The sequence below is a fragment of the Streptomyces pimonensis genome (genome assembly GCF_041380215.1).
Lineage (GTDB): Bacteria > Actinomycetota > Actinomycetes > Streptomycetales > Streptomycetaceae > Streptomyces > Streptomyces pimonensis.
Map to the genome: position 1 here is coordinate 1 of NZ_JAHWZY010000089.1, position 3,535 is coordinate 3,535.

1 protein-coding gene is annotated in these 3,535 nt (G+C 73.2%); it reads left to right on the forward strand.

Annotated features, from left to right (window positions below):
• On the forward strand, window positions 1-3,535 hold a 3,535-nt coding region (locus KYY02_RS33390; protein WP_371244745.1), incomplete at both ends, for an SDR family NAD(P)-dependent oxidoreductase.

The following is a 3,535-nucleotide window of genomic DNA, read 5'->3' on the forward strand; positions in this document are numbered from 1 at the left end:
CCTCGGCCGGGACAGCGTCTCCGACGCGGTCTTCCTGCCCGCGTTGCGGGGCGACCGGCCGGAGGAGACGGCCCTCGTCACCACGGTCGCCGCGCTGCACGCCCGGGGCGTGACGGTGAACTGGGAGGCGTTCTTCGCGGGACGGGGCGCGCGGCGGGTGGGCCTGCCGACGTACGCGTTCCAGCGTGAGCGGTACTGGCTGGACGCTCCGACCACCGCCGAGGGCGGCGGACGGATGTCGCCGGTGGAGGCGCGGTTCTGGGAGGTCGTGGAGGAGGGCGACGCCGCTGACCTCGCCGGCACGTTGGGTGTGTCGTCGGACGATCCGCTGAGCGCGGTGCTGCCCAAGCTGTCCGCGTGGCGCAGGGAACAGCGGGACCGGTCCACGGTGGACGACTGGCGGTACCAGGTCGTCTGGCGGCCGGTGCCGGTGGGGCCCCGCTCGTTGAAGGGGGCTTGGCTGGTGGTGGCGCCGGCCGGTGAGGGCCGTGCCGAGTGGACGCGTGCGGCGCTGCTCCGCGCCGGTGCGGAAACGCACGTATTGGGCGTGGATCCGGAGACGGCCGACTGGACGGAGCGGCTGACCGGGCTGCCCGAACTGCGCGGCGTGGTCTCGCTGCTGGGCCTCGCCGATGCGAGTACGGGTGCCGCTGCCACCGTCGGGTTGTTGCGGGCGCTCGGTGACGTGGGCGTGCGGGCGCCGTTGTGGTGTGTGACGGCGGGTGCGGTGTCGGCGGTCGCGGAGGACGCGGTCGCCGGGTTCGGGCAGTCGACGCTGTGGGGTCTGGGCCGGGTGGCCGCGCTGGAACACCCCGAGCGCTGGGGCGGTCTGGTCGACCTGCCCGAGACGCAGGACGACACGACCGGTGACCTGCTGGCTTCGGTGCTCGCCGGAACGTCCGGTGAGGACCAGATCGCCCTGCGCGGCGACCAGGTCCTGGCCCGCAGGCTGACGCCCGCCCCCCTGAACGACGCCTACACGGAGGGTTGGTCGCCGCGGGGAACGGTGTTGGTGACCGGTGGTACCGGTGCGCTGGGCGGTCACGTGGCGCGCTGGGCGGCGGCGCACGGGGCTGATCACGTGGTGCTGGTGAGCCGCCGTGGCCGGGCCGCGCAGGGAGCGGAGGAGCTGGAGACCGAACTGGCCGGACTCGGGGCGCGGGCGACGTTCGCCGCTTGTGACATGGCCGACCGGGACGCGGTGGCCGCGTTGCTGGAGAGTGTTCCGTCGTTGACCGCGGTGGTGCACGCGGCGGGCATCGAGCGGTCGGCCGCTCTCACCGACCTCGGACCGGATGAGCTGGCGGAGGTGCTGGCGGTCAAGGCGGACGGGGCCAGACACCTGCACGACCTGCTGGCCGGGACACCGTTGGACGCGTTCGTGCTGTTCTCCTCCATCGCGGGTGTGTGGGGCAGCGGAGGGCAGGGCGCGTACGCGGCCGCGAACGCCTACCTGGACGCGCTGGCCGAGCATCGCAGGGCGGCGGGACTGCCCGCGACAGCGGTCGCGTGGGGCCCCTGGGCCGGCGGCGGCATGGTCGACGACGAGGCGGAACGGCAACTCGCCCGGCGCGGACTCGTGGCGCTGCCGCCCGACCTCGCGGTGGGCGCCCTCGCCGACGCGGTCGGCGTCGGCCCGGCGTGCACCGTGGTGGCGAACGTCGACTGGGAGCCGTTCGCGACCACCTTCACGATGCGCCGACCAAGCCCGCTCCTCGGCGAGCTGCCCGAACTCCGTACGGTCGCCGAGGACGCCCCGGCCGAGCAGGGCACGTCCCCGCTCGCGCGGCGCCTGGCGGGCCTGGACGCGGCCGAGCAGGAGCGGCAACTGACCGAGCTGGTGCGCTACGAGGCGGCCACCGTCCTCGGCCACGTCTCTGGTGACGCCTTCTCCGCGACCCGCGCCTTCAAGGACCTGGGCTTCGACTCGCTGACCGCGATGGAGCTACGCGCCCGGCTCGGCGAAGTGACCGGTGTGGCCCTGCCCACGACCGTGGTCTTCGACTACCCGAACGCGGCCACCCTGGCGGCACACCTGCGGGTCGTGCTGTCCGGTGAGGGCGCCGCCCCCACCCCTTCCACCCCGGGCGCGGTGCCCGATGCGACCGACGACCAGATCGCGATCGTGGCGATGGCGTGCCGGTACCCCGGCGGTGTGACGAGTCCGGAGGACCTGTGGGACGCCCTGCTGGCCGGCCGGGACGCGGTGACCGCGTTCCCGACCGACCGTGGATGGGACCTGGAGGCGCTGTACGACCCCGCCGGCACCGCCCCCGGCACCTCCTATACCCGCATGGGCGCCTTCCTCGAACACGCGGCGGAGTTCGACTCGGACTTCTTCGGGATCTCGCCGCGTGAGGCACTCGCGATGGACCCCCAGCAGCGACTGCTCCTCGAAACCTCCTGGGAGACGTTCGAACGGGCCGGGATCGACCCTGAATCGCTCCGCGGCGAGCACGTCGGCGTGTTCGTGGGGTCGAACATGCAGGACTACGGCGTACTGCTGGGCTCGACCGCCGAGGACGTGAGCGGGTACGCGGCGACCGGCAGCGCGGCGAGCGTGGTCTCCGGCCGGTTGTCCTACACCTTCGGCCTCGAGGGCCCTGCCGTCACCGTGGACACCGCGTGCTCCTCGTCCCTGGTCGCCCTGCACCTGGCGGTACAGGCGCTGCGCTCGGGCGAGTGCTCCACGGCGCTGGTTGGCGGTGTGACGGTGATGTCGACGCCGGGTTCGTTCGTCGAGTTCAGCCGCCAGCGCGGGCTGGCGGTGGACGGGCGCTGCAAGGCGTTCTCCGACAGCGCGGACGGCACCGGCTGGGGCGAGGGCGTCGGCATGCTGCTGGTGGAGCGGCTGTCGGACGCGCAGCGCAACGGGCATCCGGTGCTGGCGGTGGTGCGGGGCTCGGCGGTGAACCAGGACGGTGCGTCGAACGGGTTGACCGCGCCGAACGGCCCGTCGCAGCAGCGGGTCATCCGGCAGGCGCTCGCCAGTGCGGGTCTGGCCCCGTCCGAGGTGGACGCGGTGGAGGCGCACGGTACGGGGACGACGCTGGGTGACCCGATCGAGGCCCAGGCGCTGCTGGCGACCTACGGGCAGGGTCGTACCGGTGAGCCTCTGCTGTTGGGTTCGGTGAAGTCCAACATCGGGCACACGCAGGCCGCCGCCGGTGTCGCGGGCGTGATCAAAATGGTGATGGCGATGCGGCACGGCGTACTGCCGAAGACCCTGCATGTCACCGAGCCGTCCTCGCACGTGGACTGGTCGGCAGGGTCTGTGGAACTGCTCACCGACCACCGCCAGTGGCCCATGGTGGACCGACCACGGCGCGCGGGTGTCTCGTCGTTCGGGTTCAGCGGCACCAACGCGCATGCCCTCATCGAGCAGGCCCCCGTGGCGGAGCGGGAGGAGACCTCCGAGCCGGTACGCGAGGGGCTGGTGCCGTGGATGCTGTCGGCACGCGATGAGGGCGCCCTGCGCGGCCAGGCCGAGCGTCTGATGTCGGTCGTGGACGAGTACACCCCCGTCGATATCGGC